The following is a 19460-nucleotide window of genomic DNA, read 5'->3' as shown; positions in this document are numbered from 1 at the left end:
GCACAGCACAAACAGAACGACGACGGCAGGTTGCGGCCCGCCGTCGTCGTTCTGTTTGTTTGTAGTTGGTTGGAGCCGGGACTACCGGTCCCGGACAGTGCGGTGCTTGTCCCGAAGAGCGAGCGCCAGCGCAATCATGCCGACGGCAAGGCCCAGATGGAGGATGTTGTCCGCCGCGTCCAGCGGGACGAAGTTCGCTGCCGAATCATGCGGGATGATGAGCCCGTAGATGAAGAGCACCGCGTAGATAACGCCGCCCCACAGCAGGAAGTTGTAAGCGCCGGTTGCAGTCTTTGCCATCGCGACGCCCGCGACGCCGAACAGCAGGTGAACAATGTTGTGCAGGATCGAAACCTGGAACAGGCCGAGGAGTTGCGCCTCGGACTCGGGGCCGGCGAACTGCAGCGTGTCGTAATTGCTGGTGATACCGGGAATGAATCCCAGCACGCCGACCAGGAGGAAGACCACTCCTACCGCGAGTGCGGCCTTCTGAATGTTTGTCCGGGTGCCTACACCCGACCCTGAATGTGTTGATGCCATTGCACTATCCCCTCTAAGGTGGCCGGACTGGCGGACACCGGCACGTGATCTTGCGAGCTATGGACAGTATGTCCCGCCATTTGTACTGCCAGCGTGCCACAGGCAGAACAGAATAGAAAGCTTGCTTAGCTATCTTTTCGATAAACGTTCGCGTCCATTTGGGCGATTACCCAGTTTTCATTCACCAAACATTCAGGAACGGCCCTTAGTGTGGCGTCAGTCACACTCTCAGGAAGGCCTTTCCCCAATGACCTCGCAACATTCCTCGCTTGCCGACTTCTCGACGCTCAGGCGCGGCCAGCAGATAACCCTTCGGCACTCCTCGGGAGACCAGTTCTCCGGCGTACTCGAAGATCACGCCGATGACTCCTCGGTTGTCTGGGTCCGGTCCGACGACGGCGCGGGCCGTCGGCTGTTCCACCGGGAGGACGGCTACAGCATCGGCATCTGATCCGTCCACCGCCTAAGCGCGCTTCTTCGAGAACAACTGCCGGATCCCGCTCGCGTCGAGGGAAACCTGACGGTACTCATCCATCAGTACGCCCAGCACATTCTGCGCATACTCACTGTTGGTTGAGGCGACCGCATCCCTGGCGTACACCACCCGCAGGTTGTTCGCGTAGGCATCCGCACCGGTCTGGGCCACGCAATTGTGCGTTGAAACCCCTGCGAGGACCACCGTGTCTACCTCCAGAATGCGCAGGCGCTGCAGCAGGTCGGTCCCGAAGAAAGCGCTGTCGCGCGTCTTCACCAACTCAGGAAGACCCTCGACATCGAGGTCATCAACGAATTCGGCCTGCTCAGTGCCGCTGAAAAGGAAACCCTGATCATCATCGAGCATGCTCAGTGTCCACGTTGATTTGTCCCGCTGGTGCTCTGTGCGGATGAGATAGACGGCAATGCCGGCCTCGCGCGCATCCGCGATAGCTGAGTTGCAGGCCGCAACCAGGAAGTCCTGCTGATTGCCGAGAGATTCGTCTTCAAAAAATGCCTTCTGCATATCAATGATGAGCAGTGCAGCCGTCATGTTCTTCCTCCCTGCGAAGGTTCCTTGCAACTCTTTGACAGCATACTTAGGAATCCTCCTTGAGGGGCAGGCCGGCGAGGGCTAGCGTTGACGCCACGGAGGTGATTACGGTGCGGACGCATCTGCCGGGCGTAACGGTGCTGCTCGCCGTCGTCGTTCTTCCGGGTTGCAGTGCGCAGACGGCCGCCGCGCCAACGCCGCCCTACTTCCAGCCGCTGCCCGTGAGCGTGGAACCGGGCGACGTGTTCCCGCTGCAGACTGCCTACAGCGGATGGTGGGACACAACGGCGCTCTCCCCCGGAACACCGGGGCTTCCCCTACTGGTTGGCCTGGTGCGTGCTGACACAGGAAAATTCCTCGCCGGGTACGACCGCTCAGCCGGGCGCCAGATCCCAGGTTCAGACCGGGATCCGGACGCAGGATGGCCCGCCGGCACGGTTCTCGCGGTCGACCTGTCGACCGGCGCGGTGTGGGACTGGTTCATTGTGAACGACGACGGCCTTCCCGCCGTCGGCTTCCAGGACCGGATCTCCGCCGAACAGGGCTTCCCGCCGATCAGCGGCAGCCTCACTCCCGGAACCTTCCACACTTTCCTGCGCGACGACGAAACCGGTGAGGTGATCTACCTCGGCACGGCGCCGGAAGGTCCGTCAGACAACATCGGAATTGAACTGGACTGGTAATCAACCGCACTACAGAAGGAGAACTGGCCGTGAAGTCCCTTTGGCTTGAATCATCACCGCGCATTCCCGTTGACACCTTTCAGGCGGACGGCCAGTACGATTCCGTGGTGGTCGGCGCCGGTATCACCGGTCTGACCACTGCCACGTTGCTCGCGCGATCCGGTCAGCGGGTAGCGGTCCTGGAGGCGCGAACGGTTGGTGCAGTGACTACCGGGAACAGCACGGCCAAAGTCTCACTGCTGCAGGGCACGCAGTTGTCCTCGGTCATCAAACACCACGGAGCGGCTCTGGCCCGTCACTATGTCACCGCAAACCGCGAGGGCCAAAGCTGGCTGCTCCGGTTCTGCGATGAAAACAACGTCAGCTACGACGTCCGGGACGCCTTCAATTACGCCATCACGGACGACGGCGCCCGCCTCCTGGGCGAGGAACGGGACGCATGCGCCACTTCCGGACTCAGTGCCGTCCTTGAAGACTCCTCGGAGCTCCCGTTCCCGGTGACCCGTACGCTGCGCGTGGCTGGTCAGGCACAGGTACATCCACTGGAGGTCCTTGCCGCACTCGCAGCAGACCTGCGCAAGCACTCCGGCGAGCTCATCGAGGGCGTTCGGGTCACCGGCGTGAAGGCCGGCAGCACCAAGGGCGAGCGGAGCACCATCCAGACCTCGCTGGGCGAGATTTCGGCGGCCAGCGTCATCATCGCCACCGGAACGCCGATCCTGGACCGTGGCGGGCATTTCTCCGTCCTGCAGCCACACCGTTCCTATGCCGTTGCTTTTACCGTGCAGGACGAGATTCCGCAGGGCATGTACCTGTCAGTTGACTCTCCCTCGCGTACGTTGCGCACTGCCATGGTCGAGGGACGCCCGTACCTCATCGTGGGCGGCAACGGACATACCGTTGGGCGCGAGGCGCATACGCAGTCCCTCGTCGACGACATCATTCGCTGGACCCAGGAGCACTTTCCCACCGCGCAGGCAGCGTTCAGCTGGTCGGCGCAGGACTACCAGCCGGCGTCATCGGTTCCCTATGTCGGGAAGATGCCCGTCGGCGGCCAATCCATCTACGCGGCAACCGGCTTCAACAAGTGGGGTTTCACCAACGGCGTGGCTGCAGGGCTGGCCCTGTCAGCGGAAATCCTCGGCGGGCAGATGCCGTGGGCGAAGGAGCTGTATAAGACCCGGGTCGGCAAACAGGACGCGCTCAGCACCGCAAAGACCAACGCCGGCGTCGGGGTCGAAATGGTCACCGGCTGGCTGGGCGGGCTGGCGCGGACCTCCCACGCCCGGCCTGCCGAGGGCCAGGGCGTGATTGTGCGGGAAGGTGCCCGGCCGGTGGGTGTCTGCCAAATCGCCGGTGTGACGCACCGGGTATCAGCTGTCTGCCCCCACCTCGGCGGGGTATTGAGCTGGAATGACGCCGAGCAATCCTGGGATTGCCCGCTCCACGGATCCCGCTTCACCCATGACGGCGTACGCCTCGAAGGCCCGGCCACACGCGACTTGCAGGCGCCGTAGGGCCGGTTCACGAGTTGTTCAACGTGGGGACACCCAGTATTCACCTGTATCGTGGGCGTGTGATTTTTCGTCGCGTGCTGACCATCGCCCTGAGCTGCGCTGCCGGCCTTACTGTTGCATCCTGCGGTTCGGACTACCCACTGGGGCCGGAGCAGGAAGCTGCCGCGCAGAACGCCACCTCGACCCTGAGCGGGACCATCACTGGCGCGGGATCATCGGCGCAGGGACCGGCCATGAATGCCTGGCAGGCGGAGTTCGCAACCATGCATCCGGACGTTCGCGTGCAGTATTCGCCGGACGGGTCCGGGGCAGGGCGCGGTGCACTTTTGGCCGGAGCCGTGGATTTCGCGGGATCCGATGCCTACCTCAGCGAAGAAGAACTCGAGGAGTCCCGTGAAGTGTGCGGACCCGAGGGCGCTTTCAACATCCCGGCCTATGTGGCGCCGATCAGTATCGCCTTCAACCTGCCCGGGATCGAAGAGCTGAACCTCGACGCCGCGACTATTGCCCGCATCTTCCGCGGAGAAATCACGCGCTGGAATGACCCAGCAATTGCTAGCCAGAACGAGGGCGTTGATCTTCCCGACACCCGCATCACTCCGGTCAGCCGCTCCGATGACTCGGGCACAACGGAAAACTTCACTGATTATCTGCATGCTGTAGTGCCGGAGATCTGGACCAACGAGGCGGACGGCACCTTCCCGGCAGGGCTGGCGGGAGAGAACGCCAAGGGCAATGCCGGCGTCGTCAGCACCGTTGCCGCCACCGAAGGCGCGGTCACCTATGCGGATGATTCCGCCGTCGGACCGCCGCTGGGCCGGGCAAAGCTTCTCGTGGGTGACGAGTATGTCGCTGTCAGTTCAGAAGCCGCGGCTGCCGCCGTCGACGAGGCTGAGCCGGTGGAGGGCCGAGCCGAATTCGACATCGCCCTCAACCTGGACCGAAAAACCACAGCCCCCGGCGCATACCCGCTGGTGCTGGTTTCCTACCACATCTTCTGCTCCACCTACGAGGACGAACAGACCGCAAACCTGGTCAAGACCTTCGGTACCTTCGTTGTCAGCGAAGAGGGTCAGCAGGCCGCTGCGGTTGCCGCCGGCAGCGCACCGATTTCCGAGAACCTGTCGGAACGCGCGACCGAGGCAATCAACACGATCAGCGTCGAAGAGTGAGGCATTCATCCCTTTAACCAAAGGAAGGGCTCTCCCGAGAGAGGGCCCTTCGTTTGGTTGACGTCCTAAGCCGGGTTGGCGGCTCGAGGCCCGCCCGATTCCGGGTCATCCAGTGATGGATCGGCAAGGCCTGCCCCGCCCGCCAAAGGATCAACGGTCCGGCCGGCCGTGGCAGAGCCGGAACCGGGAGCGTCCACGTCACCGCGCCAGGCACCGGTTTCGTTCCCCGTGTTCTCGATGAACTCCTTGAAGCGTGCGAGGTCCGACTTCACCTGCCGGTCATCGGCGCCGACAGCTGCGCCGACCTTCTCGGTGAAACTGTCCGGATCCCAATCCAGCTGAACAGTGACACGCGTGGTGGAGTCGCTCAGCCGGTGGAAGGTTACGACGCCGGCATGGGACTTTCCGTCGGTACTCTTCCACGCGATCCGCTCGTCGGGATGCTGCTCGGTGATCTCGGTGTCGAACTCGCGCTCAACTCCGCCGATCTTGGTTACCCAGTGGTTGTGTGTTTCGGAGATCTGCGTGATCGATTCGACTCCCCCCATGAACTCGGGGAAGGTTTCGAACTGCGTCCACTGGTTGTAGGCGGTGGACACCGGCACTGAAACGTCTATGAATTCCTGAACTGTTGCCATTGTCTGTTCCTCCTCGTTTGCTGGAACTTCGCGCAGAACATCACGGATAACTGACCGCTTGTTCGCCACGCTAACCCACGATTCTTGCCGGATCAACAGAATGGTAAGTTTACTTAGAGTTTTCCCAGCAACTGGATTCGATCGAAAGCGCCGGTCTAGGCTGGGGCTGATGCTGGCGGCGAACAGCGGCCGGATTTCCGTCACGAGTGGAGGAACTTATGAAGGCGTCAAAAACACTGACCGACAACATGCAGGCTGTCCTGGTTGATCTGGTGGAGCTGCACCTGCAGGGCAAGCAGGCCCACTGGAACGTCGTCGGCAAGAACTTCCGCGACATGCACCTTCAACTGGATGAAATCATCGAGGACGCCCGCCTTTTCGCGGACCAGATGGCTGAGCGGATGCGCGCCCTGCACGCTGTTCCGGACGGACGCAGCGCCGTCGTCGCCAAAGGAACCTCACTGAATGAGTTCCCGTCCGGTCTGGTGGATACCAAGGACACCGTTTCCATGGTGGTAGCCATGCTTGAGGCGGCCGTCGGCCGGATGCGGGACGTCCATGACCAGGTGGATGAGGAAGATCCCACCACCGCAGACATCCTGCACGGCTTCATCGAGAAATTGGAGCAGTACGCCTGGATGGTCGATGCGGAGAACATGACACCCACGGCCAACGTGGTGAAGCCAGCCCGAAAGTAAGGCACGCACAGACACAGAGGGTGGCAGTCGCGAGAGACTGCCACCCTCTTCGTGTTGTCAGCGGTACTCCGAACCGCCCTTGGCTACGCCGGGCAGAAACTCCTCCGGTAGCTCCGCAACAGGCACAATGACCATGTCCTGTACTTTCCAGTCCATTTCCACGCACGCGTCCCGGGCCTTCTCGATTCTTCGCAGCGTTGCCCTCGGCCACGTCCGCGGCACTACGAACGATTCGATGTGGAACACGTGCCCCTCATCACGCACCCTCGATCTGGCTTCCCGGACCCAACCCAGGCTGCGGAGATAGGAGTCGATGCGCTCACCGACGGGATCGGGCTCGGAATCATCGTAGGTCCGGGCCCGTGTGTCGGTCAGGCCGCCGACGGCTCCGCGAAGGTTCTTGATCCCGTCGCGCAGGATGCTTGTGGAAATGAGGAGCGCTGCCACCGAGTCCGCCCACCACAGGCCCACGCCGATACCCAGAACACCTACCGCTGCCGAGAGCGCCGTCATCCAGTCAGCCTTGTTCATGTCCGCGTCGGCGTAGAGCACTTTGTCGTGAAGCGTCCTCGCGAGCTTCATCTTGACGATTCCGAGGACTACGGGAGGCCCAGCGGTGAGCAGCATCGCGAGTACCATCAGCCAGCCCAACCAGAAGGTGCTTCCCAAGAGCGTGATTCCACCGATCGTAGGGTGCTCGGCAGTGAACAGACCTATGCCGGAATCGACAATGAGATACGCACCCATCACCACCAGCGCTACAGCGGCCACGAGGTGCGCTACACCGACGGCGCGGTGATAGCCGTACGGATGGGACTCGGAGGGACGACGACGGATCACCCGGGTTGCGATGAGAAACGAGATCGGCGGAAGGAAGGACAGCAGGTCTTCGATCCACGCGGCCTTCATGGCCTGCGAATTTCCCAGGACCAGATACACCAGGAACGTAGAGACGACCAGGAAGCCGATGGTGATCCATTCCCATTTGACTGCCTTGCGCAGGGCACGCTGCTGTTCCTCGGGCAGTTCCGTATGGCCGAAGCGCGCTGTGTTTTTTTCGCCGGTCGTGCTCACAATTCCACCTCCTGCGCCTGCAGGAATTGGTCAAGCTCCAGCAGGAAGGCATTCTCCCCCAGGGGAACCAGCATGATGTGCTTGATTGTCTTGCCGCGTTCATCGGCTGTCTCGGTGTAGGGCCGGGTAATGCCGGCCTCCTTGACCCACGGGGTATCCGCGCCGAATCCGCCGATGGCCATATCAAGTTCTCCGTGGAACAGGTCGCCGGCCAGCTCGTGTTCTGCGCCTGGGACCCACACGATCGCGGCGTCAAGTGTGTCCGCGAACTCCTCGACCAATTCCGGCTCGATGCCCTGCGGGTCCCCGGTAGGCGGCAGTTGAACCCACTGCGCGTTTTCGCTCACACCAACCCGGAGAATGCCTCCAGATACCTTTTCCAAAGTTCCTTCCGGATCCTGTGGAATGGTGATGCCGCACGAAGTCAGTCCGAGGAGGAGCACCAGTCCGGGGATCACCGCACCAATCTTCAGCATGCTTAGCAACATACCCCCTTCCTGCCGTTTCTGCAGGTCAGGGCACGATTGTCAGCGTCCGGGGAAGCTGGGGTGCTCCTTGGCGAGGAACGCGCGGGTTCCCTCCGCCTTGTCTTCCGTTGCGAAGGCGGTCCGGAAGGACTCCGCCTCGATGGCAAGCCCTTCATCGGTGGGCAAGCCCAAAGTCGCGATGAGAGTCCGCTTGACGAGCGCGACGGCGGCGGGAGACTGACGTGCCACCAGCGCCAGAGTGCTGTGCGCACCGTCAAGCAGGTCATCGACGGTATCGAAAAGCGCTGTGACGAGACCCGCCCGCTGGGCTTCCCCGGCATCCAGGCGGCGTCCGGTGAAGAGGAGCTCGCGCGCCAGGCCCGGCCCGACGTACTGCGGCAGCCGCACGGATCCCCCGAACCCCGGAACGAGGCCCAGGCTGACTTCCGGCTGCCCGAAGGACGCGGTCGACGCCGCATAGATGACGTCGCAGGCCATCGCCAGTTCGCAGCCGCCACCAAGGGCGAAACCGTTGACGGCAGCGATGACCGGGACCGGCAGCTGCTCGATCGCGAGCGTGACCTGGTGCATGCGGGAGCTGTAGGCGTGGGCGTCGTCCGGTGACATCGCGGTCATTTCGCGGATATCCGCACCGGCAACAAACGCCTTCCCCGCGCCGGTGATGATGACGCCGCGAACCGGCCACGCGCCGTCGTCGTTTGTCAGGACGTCAGACACCGCGTCGAGGCAGTGTTCAAGATCCTCGATCACTCTGGAGGACAGGGCGTTGAGGGCGTCCGGCCGGTTGACCGTGATGGTCAGGACGGTGTCGCGGATGTCTGTCAGGAGTGTGGCGTACGCGGGAAACTGCATGATCCCAAGCGTAGCGACCGAAAGTCATCAGAATGTCGGAGCGGGATGACACCTTTGCATCAGGCACATCGAAGGAGCGCACATGACCGACCTCATCTTTCACCCCCACTGCTCGTCGCTGGAGTTCTCAAACCTGTGGCGTGATGACGTCCTTAACCGCGAGCGCATTGAAGCGCAGGTGGCGCGGGAGGGCGTCCTGGTGCGCTTCAGCCAGGCTCACGGTGAAGTGCCCTGCGCCTACACAGTGGGCCTCACTGAGCGCGGGCTCCCGGAACTCATTCTGTACGGCCAAAGTCCCGGTCACGTGCGTCATGCCTGGTCGTTGCTTGAACCTGCCCTGCATCTACTCACCCAGCCAGGAGCAAAAGTTTTCCACGGCCAGTTCGATGGACAGGCCGTCGAGGTGCGCGGGGCGTCGCTGAAAAGGCTGCGGGATGCGTTCCAGCTGTACGGACAGGAGGGATTCAGTGCGCTGCAGGTCTACTGGACGGTGGGTTCGGACAACCATCTGCCGCAGCAATGGGAGATCCGGTTCCTCGCGGCGCAGCCTTTCCTTGCCGGGGGATCACTCGGTGACCTGCTTGGCGGGAAGGGCAGTGCCTAGTCAGGGAAGCAGCTCCGGCGGCACCAGGAGCAGCAAGCCCACGCCGGTGCCGTTGAACACAACATGGGTCACTATGGCAGCACCCAGCCGTCCGGTGATCACGGTCAGCACCCCGCACATCAAGCCCACCGTGAACGTACTGAGCAGCAGATAGACGGAAGACCGGAGGTCCGGAACGGCACCGGTATGCAACAGACCGAAAGCAAGGGAACTCACCAGAAGGGCAATAACGGTAGAGGTCATCAGGGACCGCCGCTGCACGGCGGGCGTTACGGAATCGCGGGGGTTGCCAGTGCGCCGAAGCCACAGTGCATTCTGGATCCCGCGCAACACCAGGCCGCGATTGAACAGCTCCTCCAAGAAGGGCGCAATCAGCACACCGCCGAGGACGCCGTTGATGAGCAGCCATACTGTATCGCCCGTGAGAAACAGTTCGGCATTGCCCTGGATCACTTCGCCGTCCTGCAGCGGCCAGAGCAGGGTGAGAATCGCCAGGAGCACGGCCAGGACAATGCGTGCCGCAATCCCCACACCAAGTCCCACGGCGAGGTCGATCCAACGGAACCTGAGACCGAAATCGCGGGCAAGGGAACGGAATCCATGGCGCCGCGAGGCGTAGAAGGTCACTGAGAACATCGCGGTCCAGGTCAGCAGCAGGGATGCAAGGACCAGCGGCGGGCCGAAGGAAAGCACCTCCACCAGCGCAAGGGTTCCCAGCAGCGGCAGCAGTACTACAAGCACCAGCCCTGCCAGTGCCAGTCCGGCGCCCCACTTCGGCGCGAGGAGTCCTTCGGGAGTCAGCTGTGTTGGATTGGCCAGGCGAAGCGTTGTTCGCTGCCCTGCGGGCGGAAGAAAAGATCGGGCCATGAAAGCACCTTATCCGGCTATGCCGGGAAGAAACCGGGTCCGGGCAGTTGACGGGTGAGGGTGAGGAGCTCTTTAGTGAAGGGACATCGGAATCAGGGAGTGCGGATGAGCGAGTTCGGATTGCCGGCGGGGTTCGTATTCGGGACCTCAACTGCGGCAGCGCAAATTGAGGGTGCGGTCAATGAAGGCGGGCGCGGACCGAGTATCTGGGACGAATACGCCAGCCAGCACAGCAACATCCTCGATGCCTCAAGCCCTGCCATCGCGTGCGACCACTACAACCGGTATGAAGAAGACTTCGACCTCCTTGAGCAGTTGGGTGGCAAGGCGTACCGGATGTCCATCGCCTGGCCCCGCATTCAGCCCACAGGCCGTGGACCCGCCAATCCGGAAGGGATCGCTTTCTACCATCGGCTGCTCGACTCCCTGCTCGAGCGCGGAATAGAACCGTGGGTGACGCTGTATCACTGGGATCTTCCACTGGCGCTTCAGGACGCCGGCGGCTGGCAGAACCGGGACACAATCGATGCTTTCGCCGATTACACGCGGCTTCTCCGCGACGAGTTCGGGAGCAAGGTTGCCGCCTGGATGACGGTCAACGAACCGGTGGTGCATACCGGCGTCGGGCATGCGATCGGACGGGCGGCGCCAGGGCTCATGCTGCTGGGCAGCGCATTCTCCGTTGCACATCACCTGCTGCTTGCGCATGGGCACGCCGTCCGGGTGTTGCGCGAGACACTGGACACACCCATCGGCGTCGTCAATAACCACTCTCCCGTGGAGCCGGCAAGTGATTCGGAGAAGGAGCGCAACCTCGCGCTTCTCTACGATCACTACCACAACGGCCAGTTCGCGGCGCCGTTGCTGACCGGTGAGTACCCGGCTGATCTTGCGGAGATCGAAGGCATGTCCTTTGAGGTCATCCAGGACGGGGACATGGACATCATTTCCACTCCGCTGGATTTCTACGGAATCAACTATTACTTCCCGACGAAGGTCGGCGCCGCTCCGCCGCTGTTTCCGGTTCCGTTCATGCCGCGTGATTATTCGGACGTTCCGAAAACCGACTTCGACTGGCCGGTCATCCCCAGCGGGTTGACCACCATCCTCAAACAGCTCAAGGAGCAGTACCCCAACATTCCGCCGATCTACATCACCGAGAACGGTTGCGCCTACGACGACGGCCCCGGCGGAGACGTGGAAGACACCCGCCGGATCGAGTTCCTGGAGAAACACCTGGCAGCGATCGGTGATGCAATTGCTGACGGCGTCGACGTGCGCGGCTACTTCCACTGGACCCTTGTGGACAACTGGGAGTGGCAGGAGGGCTACACCAAGAAGTTCGGCCTGATCCGCATGGAACCGGCCACACTCGACCGCGTCCCGCGGGCTTCCTTCCACCGGTACGCAGAAATTATCGCTCAGCACAGGAACGCCACGATGAACTCTGAAACTGCTACGGCGCCGCTGGCCGCCGAAGCATCCTGAAATTCACTTAACGACGGCGGCCGCGCCCGCGAGGGTTCGGCGCACCTTTGGCGGTCGGTTTGTTCCTGGTCCTGCCGGGCGCAGACCTGCCCTTCGCGGGCTTTGCTGCCTTTTTAGGCTCGCTACGGGTTTCCTTTTGCTTGGGTACTTCCTTCTGGGCCGACGGCTGCCGTGAACTGCGCGCCGTCCTTCCCCGAACAATCCCGATGAATTCCTCGATGTCATCCGTGGTGTTCTCGGCAATCCATGCAACGGCAATTCTGGTGGAAGGTGCGTCCGGTACAACCCGAACCTCGACATCACGCCGGTTGTAATGCCTCGCAACGGACATGGGCAGCACAACGACACCGGCTCCCGACGCCGCGATTTCGATGGCCATCCGCGCTCCACCGCATTCCTGCACGTCGAGGACATTCTCGTTGCCCAGTTCTGAGAGTGGGACCTCATCAAGCAGGGAGAGCTCGTTCTCCTTCGAGACCACCACAACGGCGAGTTCCTCGTAAAGCGGGATGACGCTGAGCGCGTCCCTGTCCACGGGCAGGCGGACGAACGCAAGGTCCACTGAGCCGGCCCGGAGCGCCGAAGCCAGCGCGCCGTCGTCGTACTCTGTTGCTTCGATCGGAAGCTCAGGGTTTCGCTCCCGCCAGCGTCCCACCCACTTTCCGGGCGTTACCCCGGGAACAAAGCCGACCTGCAGCGTGGAAGATTGGGGCTCGGGCACGTCTTCACAGTAACCCAGTCGCGGTTACGCTGAGAGGATGACCCCAGCGAAGTCTCCGCAGACCATGAAACCGGCTACCGCCGCGAAGAAACTTGGCATCTACCTGCCCGCAACACCACAAGAGTTCCAGGACAACGACATCTCCCGTGGAGACTTCAACCAGCTCCAGGAGAATCCACCCGAGTGGCTTGCCGAGCTTCGCCGCACCGGTCCCCATCCGCGTCCCGTAGTGGCGCACAAGCTGGGTGTCTCGATCAGCGGCCTCTCCCGCGGCGGAATCACAGACCCACTGACGACGGCGGAAATCACCGCGCTGCTCCAGTCACCGCCTGAGTGGCTGGTGGCGGAGCGCTCAACCATGGCGCGGGTACGTGCGGAAGAGAAGCGGGCCAAGGAAGCGCGGCGCGCAAAGGACTAGCTCCTACGCCGGGTTCAGCGGTTCAATCAGCAGCGGGCTGTCCTCCCGAACCGGCGCCACCTCGTGGAATTGCAGTTGTTCGGCAACGGGAGTGGCTGCTGCAACCGCTTCATCAGCAAGTTCCTGCGTCCCCTTTGTGGTGGGATCCAGCCACTCGTTCCAGAATTCGCGGGGGAGCGTCACCGGTGTGCGGTCGTGGATTTCAGCCACCGGCCCCACTGCTTGACGGGTCAGGATGGTGGAGGAGAGTACCCAGCGGTTGGGGTGGTCATCCGGTAACTCCCTGTTGCGCCACCAGGCGTACAGTCCTGCGAACACCACCGGTTCTCCCGGCAGGTGGATGTAGAACGGAATCTTTGTTTTTCCCTCGGTTCGCCATTCGTAGTAGCCGCTGGCAGGAATGAGGGCGCGGCGGCTCTCGAGGGACGGCTTGAAGGTGGGCTTGCTGCCCACCGTTTCCGACCGGGCGTTGAAGGTGGGCGCCTTGGTTTTCAGTTCTTTTGAGAACGACGGCGTCAACCACCACCGCGCGGCCTCCATGCGTCGGGTGACCTGCTCGTCTTTGAGTGATTCCAGGACTACCCGAACGGGATCGGTAGGGCTGATGTTCCACGACGGTTCGGGAAGATCATCGCCCACCGTGTCAACGTCGAAAAGGTCCACCAGATCCTTGTTCGAGCCTGCCACTACAAAGCGTCCGCACATGGAGACAGGGTACTGGAGTACTGGGTGACCATGAAGTCCTCCACAGCCTGGAAAGCCAATTGACTTAATCGAACACGCGTTCGAACATTAAGTGTGAGTTCACCAGCAGCAGCCATAGTTCAGGCCGTACCTCCGGGTCAGTTCCCCGGCGGTACCCGCCGGGCGCTGTCTGCCGTGGATCAGGCTGCTGACAAAGCCCGGCTCAAGGCGGAGCTCCAGTCCAAAATCAACGGCATGCAGAACAGCAGGCCCTCTTCCCGGCGGCTGCCCACCGTGCCGGTGTTGGCTGGAATTCTTCCGGGGGGCGGGCTCCAGGCGGGTGCGGCGTATTCGGTGACCAACTCCACCACCCTGGCTATGGCTTTGCTGGCAGGCCCGTCAGGCGCCGGAGCCTGGTGCAGCGTCATCGGCATGCCCACTTTCAGTGTGGAAGCCGCTGCCGGCTTCGGCATAGCGCTGGACAAACTGGTTCTGGTGCCCCACCCCGGGGATCAGTGGCTCACGGTGACTGCAGCAATGGTGGATGTGGTGTCAATTGTTCTGACCTGCGCTCCACAGCACGTCGCTCCATCAGATGCCTCCCGTCTGATGGCACGCCTACGCCAGCGCGGTGCTGCACTGGTGACCATGGGGCCCTGGCCGCACAGCGAGGCAACGCTCAGCGTAACCGGGAGCAACTGGCAGGGCCTGGGTTCAGGAACCGGGCATCTTCGAAGCCGCAGGATGCGGATCACAGCGCACGCTTCCACCGGCCGTTCACGCACCGCAGACCTATGGCTGCCGGATCTTCACCATGGGCCGTGGTCCACATCCATGTCTCCATCTGCGCCCGCTGCACATTCGGAGTCCGGGCAGCAGGAATTTTTCTCCAGACCGGCCCGCGCATCATGAAATCTTCCCGTTCCAGCCAGGCCGCGCCGGCATCCCCCACCACTACCCGCACCATGGCTCTCTGGTGTCCGGACTGGCCCATCACTGCAGCACTCAGGGAATACCTCCTGCCGGCAGAACACCCCGTGGCATTGATCGGGAAGGGCGAGGTTTTCGCCTGCTCCCCCTCCGCCCGGGAACAAGGAGTCAAACGCGGCCTTCGCCTCCGGGAAGCCCAGGCCCGGTGCACCACCCTTACTGTTCTTCCCTATGAACCGGCACTGGACGCGAGAAACTTCGAACCAGTTATAACCGCTATGGAAAAGATCATGCCCGGGGTGCAGCTTGTTCGCCCAGGATTATGTGTCCTTCACGCCAAAGGTCCTGCCAGGTATTACGGCAGTGAAGAACGCGCGGCGGCTGTCCTGCTCAAAACCCTCGCCGCCATCGGGCTCACGGCCACCCGGGTAGGAGTAGCAGACAGCCCCTTTGCCGCTGAGCATGCTGCCCGTGCAACGGAATTCCTGGAGGATCCGGGGGCCGATCCCGTATGGATCCTTCCGCCCGGAGAATCAGCCTCATTCCTTGGCAGCTTCCCCCTGGAAGTTCTGGAGGAACCAGCACTCGCGGTGGTGCTGCGCCGGCTTGGAATCCGCACGCTTGGAGATTTCGCCGCCCTTGCCCGTGCTGACGTCCGCAACCGGTTCGGCGTGGAAGGTGCACTGGCCCATCTCAAGGCAAGCGGATATGACCACCACAGCGTAGTGGTCAGGAAACCGCCGGCGGAACTCGACGCCGTCGTGCACTGTGAACCGCCGTTGGCACGCATTGATGAGCTGACGTTCACCCTGCGCCTGTCCGCGGAGGAATTCGTGGGCCGGCTGCGTGAAGCAGGGCTGGTGTGCACGGTTCTGGTGGTACGGCTGCAGTCGGAATCCGGTGAGGAATCGGTTCGGCTCTGGCGGCACCCCCGCTGGTTCGACGCGGATGACGTGCTGGACCGCGTCCGCTGGCAACTGCAGGGCAGCGGAAACGTTGAGCATGGGTTGAGCTCCGGAATCAGCAAGGTCCAGCTTCAGCCGGAGACGGTGGAGGATCTCAGCGACCACGCGGACGGGCTGTGGGGAACGGGCCCGGATGAAAATATTCACCACGGTCTTGCCCGGGTGCAAAGCATGCTGGGACATGGTGCGGTACTGACGGCCATGGTGGCCGGTGGAAGAATGCTCACCGACCGGCGGGTGTTCATTCCCTGGGGAGATCCGCCGTCGGAAGCTGCTGCCAAAAGCCGGGATCTTCCGTGGCCCGGCCAGCTCCCCGGCCCAGTTCCAGCCACCGTCTTCGACGAGCCCCGTCCGGTCCAGGTGCTGGACGGCGCAGGAAGCACCGTAGACGTTGATCGGCGCGGACTGCTCACAGCCGTTCCTGCCGTGCTTGTCGCGGCGCCTCCGCGGCAAACCGCCATTTCCTCGTGGGCGGGGCCGTGGCCCATTGTCGAGCGCTGGTGGGATTCGAACGGGCGCACCCTCAACCGGTTCCAGGTGGTGGATGAATCAGGAACGGCCTGGCTGCTGCTGCTTGTTGATCACCGCTGGTGGGCGGAGGCCAGCTATGACTAGGCCTTCCGTATGCCACCGTGCTGGCACGGACAGAGAGTCCTGACATGGGCTTCAATAATCCCCCGATTTCCTGGTCGGAGTTTGAACGGACCCTCTCCGATCGTCGCCGCCCCGGTTCCCCGCCCCTGGGTGCTGACGGCGGAGACAGTCCCGCCTGGTCCCTGAAACGGCATCCGTACTCCCCGCCGGAAGAACCGGTGACCATGCCTGACGGTCCGGTGGTGCCCTACGCGGAACTTCACGTGCATTCGAATTTCAGCTTCCTTGATGGTGCTGCCAGTCCCGAACAGCTTGTCGAGGAAGCCCACCGGCTCAGTCTCCACGGGCTGGCGCTGACCGATCATGATGGGCTCTACGGTGTTGTCCACCTGGCTGAAGCGGCAGAGAAACACCCCGGGCTCTCCACCATCTACGGCACTGAGCTATCCCTGGAACTGAGCAAACCCCAAAACGGTGAACCAGACCCGGAGGGCCGGCATTTGCTCGTCCTCGCCCGCGGCGCAGAGGGCTATCATCAGCTGGCCGCGGCAATCACGGAAGCTCAGCTGAAACCGGAAGCAGAGAAAGGCAAGCCCCGGTACAACCTTGCCGAGCTCGCCGCCAGGGCAGGCAACAACTGGATGATACTGACCGGGTGCCGCAAAGGAGCCGTCCGCCATGCGCTCCGCAACGGCAGCCTTCAGGACGCGGAAGAGGAAACCCGGCGTTTGATAGACCTTTTTGGTACGGGCAACGTCGCCGTCGAACTCTACGACCACGGCAACCCGCTGGACAGTGCGCACAATGATGCCCTGTGGGACATCGCCACGCGGCTGAAGCTGCCCGTCGTTGCCACCAACAATGTGCACTATGCCGTCCCTGAGCAACACAGACTGGCAACCGCGGTGGCCGCCGTCCGCGCACGCAGGTCACTGGATGACATGGATGGGTGGCTACCGGCGTCGGGGTCTGCGCATCTGCGCAGCGGCGCGGAAATGGCAGCCCGTTTTGCCGCCTATCCAGGGGCCGTGGAACGGACAGTGGAACTGGCGGATGATCTGGCATTCCGGCTCAGCAGCGTCAAGCCCGGCCTGCCCAAACTCAACCTGCCGGAGGGCCACACACAGATGAGCTGGCTGAGGAAGCTGGTCTGGGAAGGCGCAGCCAAGTTCTACGCCGGCAGGGATGATGTCCGTGAGCGCATTGAAAAAGAACTGCGTGTGATCGAGGAGAAAGACTTCCCGGGCTATTTTCTGATCGTCCATGATTTGGTCCACTTTGCGCGCACCCGGGGCATCCTCTGCCAGGGCCGCGGATCAGCAGCGAATTCCGCTATCTGCTACCTGTTGGAAATCACCGCCGTCGATTCCATCCTGTATGACCTCCCCTTTGAACGATTCCTCTCCAGCCTGCGGGACGAGGAACCCGATATTGACGTCGATTTCGATTCCGACCGTCGCGAAGAGGTCATTCAGTACGTGTACAACAAGTACGGCCGGTTCAATGCCGCCCAGGTTGCCAACGTCATCACCTACAGGCCCAAGTTCGCGGTCCGCGACATGGCCAAGGCGCTGGGGCACAGCCCCGGGCAGCAGGATGCCTGGTCAAAACAGGTGGAGCGCTGGGGTGCACTGGTTTCCAGTGATGATCACGACATCCCCGAGCCGGTGGTGGAACTGGCACAGGGAGTGCTGAAGTTTCCGCGCCATCTGGGAATCCACTCGGGCGGAATGGTGCTCACCGACCGCCCAATCGGGGAAGTGTGCCCGATCGAGCACGGGCGCATGGACGGGCGCACCGTCCTGCAGTGGGACAAGGATGACTGCGCCTGGATGGGCCTGGTCAAGTTCGACCTGCTGGGCCTCGGCATCATGGCGGCCATGCAGTACAACTTCGACCTCGTCAAAAAGCACTTCGGTGAGGAATGGACGCTGCACACCATGCCCCGGGAAGAGCAGGGAGTCTACGATCAACTGTGCTTCGCTGATTCCATTGGAGTGTTCCAGGTGGAAAGCCGCGCGCAAATGGGAATGTTGCCGCGCCTGCAGCCCCGCCGGTTCTATGACCTGGTTATCGAGGTTGCGCTGGTGCGTCCCGGCCCCATTCAGGGCGGAGCGGTGCACCCGTACATCAAGCGGAAACTGGGCGAGGAGGAAGAAAGCTACCTGCATCCCAAGCTGATACCGGTGCTCAAGCGCACGCTCGGAGTACCGCTCTTCCAGGAGCAGCTCATGCAGATGGCCATGGTAGTGGGCAACTGTTCAGGCGCCGACGCCGATCAGCTGCGCCGCGCTATGGGGTCCAAACGCGGCCTTGAGCGGATCGACACCCTCAAGGAGAAGCTGTACGCGGGCATGAAGTCCAATGGAATTGTCGGGGAAACCGCAGACTCCGTCTACCGGAAAATCCAGGCGTTCGCCAATTTCGGCTTTGCTGAAAGCCACTCCATCAGCTTTGCCCTGCTGGTCTACGCCAGTGCCTGGCTCCGGCTCCACTATCCGGGGGCCTTCCTGGCCTCGCTCCTGCGCGCACAGCCCATGGGCTTCTACTCACCCCAGACCCTGGTGGCAGATGCCCGGCGGCACGGCGTCACGGTCCTGCGCCCGGACATCCTGCTGTCCGGGATTCATGCAGATCTGGAGGTGGACGGCTCCGCGGGAACAGGTTCCACAGGTTCTGATAACTGCCTGGCGTTCCACCAGCCCCCAGTGGGGAAATTCGACCGCACCATTCCCTTTGACTCAACGGTTCACCGCCGCGACGGCAACCATGCGGTCAGGTTAGGGCTGGACAGCGTGCAGTCGATCGGCAAGAAACTGGCACAGGCCATCGTCGAGGAACGCGAGGCAAACGGCCCCTTTGAAACCATGGGTGACCTGGCGCGCCGGACCGAACTGAACTCACAGCAGCTCGAAGCGCTGGCAGCTGCCGGGGCATTTGACTCAATGGGACTCACCCAGCGGGAAGCGCTCTGGCATGCCGGTCCCGCCTCCACGGAACGCGAGGGCCAAATCAAGGGAACCACTGTGTACATCCAGCCGCCCCTGTTTCCGGACCTTACCGACGTCGACCGCGTGGCAGCAGACCTGTGGTCCACTGGAATCACCACAGATGACCATCCGGTGCGCCACGCCCGGCCAGCATTACGACGCCGAGGCGCACTGACCGCCGCGGACCTCCTTTCCGCCGAGGCTGGTCGGCGCGTTGAAGTCGGTGGAGTGGTTACCCACCGGCAACGCCCTGCCACGGCTAGCGGCATCACCTTCATGAACCTTGAGGACGAGACAGGGCTGGTTAATGTCATCTGCTCAGTCGGTGTCTGGCAGCGGTATCGGCGGATAGCGCGGGAGGCCAGTAGCGTCCTGGTGCGTGGAGTGTTGGAGCGGTCCAACGAGGGGGTGGTGAACCTGGTGGCAGACAAGTTCGAGGTGCTCCGCCTCAAAGCCGCCACCAAGTCACGGGACTTCCGCTGACCGGGGTCTTGGCCGTTCAATGCATCA

Annotated in this window: 19 protein-coding genes and 1 pseudogene; 11 read left to right on the top strand and 9 right to left on the bottom strand. The window is 62.5% G+C overall.

All coding sequences use genetic code 11. From position 1 onward, the window contains the following. Positions 1–81 precede the first annotated feature (81 nt). Positions 82–540 (bottom strand): DUF4383 domain-containing protein, encoded by a 459-nt coding sequence (locus ABFX19_RS05975; RefSeq protein WP_277358102.1) that lies wholly within the window; start codon positions 538–540, stop codon positions 82–84. A gap of 247 nt (positions 541–787) precedes the next feature. Here ABFX19_RS05975 and ABFX19_RS05970 point away from each other — a divergent pair, with 247 nt between their 5' ends. Then, the gene (locus ABFX19_RS05970) at positions 788–991 is read left to right on the top strand and encodes a hypothetical protein (RefSeq protein ID WP_277358101.1); all 204 of its coding nucleotides are present in this window, start codon (positions 788–790) and stop codon (positions 989–991) included. Between the two features lie 12 nt (positions 992–1003). On the opposite strand, the gene ABFX19_RS05965 is transcribed toward ABFX19_RS05970, so the two are convergent. After that, positions 1004–1567, bottom strand: coding sequence for a cysteine hydrolase family protein (locus ABFX19_RS05965; RefSeq protein WP_277358100.1), 564 nt, complete (start codon positions 1565–1567; stop codon positions 1004–1006). 110 nt (positions 1568–1677) lie between these two features. On the opposite strand from ABFX19_RS05965, the gene ABFX19_RS05960 reads away from it, so the two are divergent. Genes ABFX19_RS05960 through pstS form a run of 3 tightly spaced genes read left to right on the top strand, consistent with a single transcriptional unit; the run spans position 1678 to position 4939 of the window. Then, positions 1678–2250, top strand: coding sequence for a hypothetical protein (locus ABFX19_RS05960; RefSeq protein WP_056545668.1), 573 nt, complete (start codon positions 1678–1680; stop codon positions 2248–2250). A gap of 29 nt (positions 2251–2279) precedes the next feature. Beyond that, a complete protein-coding gene (locus ABFX19_RS05955; RefSeq protein ID WP_346027798.1) occupies positions 2280–3767 on the top strand; it encodes an FAD-dependent oxidoreductase in 1488 nt (495 codons plus the stop codon). 59 nt (positions 3768–3826) lie between these two features. Next, complete coding sequence (gene pstS / locus ABFX19_RS05950) at positions 3827–4939, top strand: phosphate ABC transporter substrate-binding protein PstS (RefSeq protein ID WP_404800711.1); 1113 nt, start codon at positions 3827–3829, stop codon at positions 4937–4939. Positions 4940–5127: 188 nt separating this feature from the next. Here the strand turns inward: pstS and ABFX19_RS05945 are convergent. Beyond that, positions 5128–5577: pseudogene (locus ABFX19_RS05945) on the bottom strand (SRPBCC family protein); the annotation flags it as partial. A 218-nt stretch (positions 5578–5795) separates the two neighbouring features. Here ABFX19_RS05945 and ABFX19_RS05940 point away from each other — a divergent pair. Next, positions 5796–6275, top strand: coding sequence for a Dps family protein (locus ABFX19_RS05940; RefSeq protein WP_277358097.1), 480 nt, complete (start codon positions 5796–5798; stop codon positions 6273–6275). 57 nt (positions 6276–6332) lie between these two features. On the opposite strand, the gene ABFX19_RS05935 is transcribed toward ABFX19_RS05940, so the two are convergent. Genes ABFX19_RS05935 through ABFX19_RS05925 form a run of 3 tightly spaced genes read right to left on the bottom strand, consistent with a single transcriptional unit; the run spans position 6333 to position 8689 of the window. Continuing rightward, positions 6333–7349, bottom strand: coding sequence for a cation diffusion facilitator family transporter (locus tag ABFX19_RS05935; RefSeq protein WP_346027797.1), 1017 nt, complete (start codon positions 7347–7349; stop codon positions 6333–6335). Then, positions 7346–7825: a transporter substrate-binding domain-containing protein gene (locus ABFX19_RS05930; RefSeq protein ID WP_277358095.1), complete on the bottom strand. Its 480-nt coding sequence runs from the start codon at positions 7823–7825 to the stop codon at positions 7346–7348. Before ABFX19_RS05930 ends, ABFX19_RS05935 begins: the two co-directional genes overlap by 4 nt. 51 nt (positions 7826–7876) lie before the next feature. Then, on the bottom strand, positions 7877–8689 hold the full coding sequence (locus ABFX19_RS05925; RefSeq protein WP_056545659.1) for an enoyl-CoA hydratase/isomerase family protein: 813 nt from the start codon (positions 8687–8689) through the stop codon (positions 7877–7879). An 82-nt stretch (positions 8690–8771) separates the two neighbouring features. On the opposite strand from ABFX19_RS05925, the gene ABFX19_RS05920 reads away from it, so the two are divergent. Beyond that, positions 8772–9293 carry a DUF4262 domain-containing protein gene (locus ABFX19_RS05920; protein WP_346027796.1) on the top strand — a complete coding sequence of 174 codons (522 nt, stop codon included), beginning with the start codon at positions 8772–8774 and terminating at the stop codon, positions 9291–9293. Here the strand turns inward: ABFX19_RS05920 and ABFX19_RS05915 are convergent, their stop codons facing one another. Beyond that, complete coding sequence (locus ABFX19_RS05915; RefSeq protein WP_346027795.1) at positions 9294–10160, bottom strand: CPBP family intramembrane glutamic endopeptidase; 867 nt, start codon at positions 10158–10160, stop codon at positions 9294–9296. A gap of 105 nt (positions 10161–10265) precedes the next feature. Between ABFX19_RS05915 and ABFX19_RS05910 the strand changes: the two genes are divergently transcribed. Continuing rightward, the gene (locus ABFX19_RS05910) at positions 10266–11648 is read left to right on the top strand and encodes a GH1 family beta-glucosidase (RefSeq protein ID WP_277358092.1); all 1383 of its coding nucleotides are present in this window, start codon (positions 10266–10268) and stop codon (positions 11646–11648) included. A gap of 7 nt (positions 11649–11655) precedes the next feature. Here ABFX19_RS05910 and ABFX19_RS05905 read toward each other — a convergent pair whose 3' ends face one another. Next, positions 11656–12369: a LysR family transcriptional regulator substrate-binding protein gene (locus ABFX19_RS05905; RefSeq protein WP_277358091.1), complete on the bottom strand. Its 714-nt coding sequence runs from the start codon at positions 12367–12369 to the stop codon at positions 11656–11658. 37 nt (positions 12370–12406) lie between these two features. Here ABFX19_RS05905 and ABFX19_RS05900 point away from each other — a divergent pair, with 37 nt between their 5' ends. Next, a complete protein-coding gene (locus ABFX19_RS05900) occupies positions 12407–12787 on the top strand; it encodes a DUF5997 family protein (RefSeq protein ID WP_277358090.1) in 381 nt (126 codons plus the stop codon). Between the two features lie 3 nt (positions 12788–12790). Here the strand turns inward: ABFX19_RS05900 and ABFX19_RS05895 are convergent, their stop codons facing one another. Further along, positions 12791–13492, bottom strand: coding sequence for an SOS response-associated peptidase (locus ABFX19_RS05895; protein WP_277358089.1), 702 nt, complete (start codon positions 13490–13492; stop codon positions 12791–12793). A 93-nt stretch (positions 13493–13585) separates the two neighbouring features. On the opposite strand from ABFX19_RS05895, the gene ABFX19_RS05890 reads away from it, so the two are divergent. From ABFX19_RS05890 to ABFX19_RS05880, 3 genes are read left to right on the top strand one after another with little or no spacing between them, the layout of a single operon-like run. After that, positions 13586–14383: a hypothetical protein gene (locus ABFX19_RS05890; protein ID WP_346027794.1), complete on the top strand. Its 798-nt coding sequence runs from the start codon at positions 13586–13588 to the stop codon at positions 14381–14383. Next, a complete protein-coding gene (locus tag ABFX19_RS05885) occupies positions 14380–15981 on the top strand; it encodes a DNA polymerase Y family protein (RefSeq protein WP_277358087.1) in 1602 nt (533 codons plus the stop codon). The genes ABFX19_RS05890 and ABFX19_RS05885 overlap by 4 nt, the downstream gene beginning before the upstream one ends. Before the next feature lie 44 nt (positions 15982–16025). Beyond that, the gene (locus ABFX19_RS05880; RefSeq protein WP_277358086.1) at positions 16026–19433 is read left to right on the top strand and encodes an error-prone DNA polymerase; all 3408 of its coding nucleotides are present in this window, start codon (positions 16026–16028) and stop codon (positions 19431–19433) included. Positions 19434–19460: the final 27 nt, after the last annotated feature.

The organism is Arthrobacter parietis, from assembly GCF_039530425.1.
GTDB classification, from domain to species: domain Bacteria; phylum Actinomycetota; class Actinomycetes; order Actinomycetales; family Micrococcaceae; genus Arthrobacter_D; species Arthrobacter_D parietis.
This window is presented reverse-complemented; position numbering and strand designations above follow the sequence as displayed.

Excerpts from the sequence above, each read along its gene's own strand:
- ABFX19_RS05975 (WP_277358102.1), bottom strand. The coding sequence starts at position 540 with ATGGCATCAACACATTCAGGGTCGGGTGTAGGCACCCGGACAAACATT.
- ABFX19_RS05970 (WP_277358101.1), top strand. The coding sequence starts at position 788 with ATGACCTCGCAACATTCCTCGCTTGCCGACTTCTCGACGCTCAGGCGC.
- ABFX19_RS05965 (WP_277358100.1), bottom strand. The coding sequence starts at position 1,567 with ATGACGGCTGCACTGCTCATCATTGATATGCAGAAGGCATTTTTTGAA.
- ABFX19_RS05940 (WP_277358097.1), top strand. The coding sequence starts at position 5,796 with ATGAAGGCGTCAAAAACACTGACCGACAACATGCAGGCTGTCCTGGTT.
- ABFX19_RS05930 (WP_277358095.1), bottom strand. The coding sequence starts at position 7,825 with ATGCTGAAGATTGGTGCGGTGATCCCCGGACTGGTGCTCCTCCTCGGA.
- ABFX19_RS05925 (WP_056545659.1), bottom strand. The coding sequence starts at position 8,689 with ATGCAGTTTCCCGCGTACGCCACACTCCTGACAGACATCCGCGACACC.
- ABFX19_RS05920 (WP_346027796.1), top strand. The coding sequence starts at position 8,772 with ATGACCGACCTCATCTTTCACCCCCACTGCTCGTCGCTGGAGTTCTCA.
- ABFX19_RS05915 (WP_346027795.1), bottom strand. The coding sequence starts at position 10,160 with ATGGCCCGATCTTTTCTTCCGCCCGCAGGGCAGCGAACAACGCTTCGC.
- ABFX19_RS05910 (WP_277358092.1), top strand. The coding sequence starts at position 10,266 with ATGAGCGAGTTCGGATTGCCGGCGGGGTTCGTATTCGGGACCTCAACT.
- ABFX19_RS05900 (WP_277358090.1), top strand. The coding sequence starts at position 12,407 with ATGACCCCAGCGAAGTCTCCGCAGACCATGAAACCGGCTACCGCCGCG.
- ABFX19_RS05895 (WP_277358089.1), bottom strand. The coding sequence starts at position 13,492 with ATGTGCGGACGCTTTGTAGTGGCAGGCTCGAACAAGGATCTGGTGGAC.
- ABFX19_RS05885 (WP_277358087.1), top strand. The coding sequence starts at position 14,380 with ATGAAATCTTCCCGTTCCAGCCAGGCCGCGCCGGCATCCCCCACCACT.
- ABFX19_RS05880 (WP_277358086.1), top strand. The coding sequence starts at position 16,026 with ATGGGCTTCAATAATCCCCCGATTTCCTGGTCGGAGTTTGAACGGACC.